Consider the following 650-nt stretch of genomic DNA (forward strand, 5'->3'; position numbering starts at 1 on the left):
AGTGTACGAGTAATCTCAGTCAGTGGTAGACCTTGTTTTAGAACAGTAAACAGCGCAACGGCCAAACCAAGCAAGCTACCGTAAATAAGAGACGTACCCACATCGGTATTCTCGAATGCACCTAACAATGCAAACTCTTTACCGTCAGCAGCCAACGCTTGACCACCGGTGTACATCATCGAAGCAATTGTCGCGATGATAAGCGTAACAATCGGTAGGATTAAGTCAGAGACTTTACCTTTTTCGCTCTCACGAATGTCCAACTCTTCGTTGAGCTCATGCGCTTCTTGAGTGTCGTTCTCTTTGTCTTTGTCAAAACCACGACCTTGAGACGCTGCAATTTCATGCTCGCGCATCTTGCCGATATCTAGACCAAACCACGCGACTGCAAACACCATTAACAGCGCAAATACAGCGTAGAAGTTCATTGGGATAAGACGCACATACGCCCCAAGCGCTGAATACTCAGTAATACCGTGTGATACTAAAATACCGCCGATGATAGTAATGATGTAAGCACCCCAACTAGAAGCTGGCATGATGACACACATAGGTGCAGCGGTTGAATCTAGGATGTAAGCCAGTTTCGCACGAGATACATAGAAGCGATCCGTTACTGGGCGTGAAATCGCACCTACAGCAAGACTGTT

1 protein-coding gene is annotated in these 650 nt (G+C 46.5%); it reads right to left on the reverse strand.

The features are described 5' to 3' along the window. On the reverse strand, positions 1 to 650 hold a 650-nt coding region (locus R7190_RS28160; RefSeq protein ID WP_318137963.1), incomplete at both ends, for a Na+/H+ antiporter NhaC family protein.

The organism is Vibrio sp. 1078-1 (assembly GCF_033340475.1).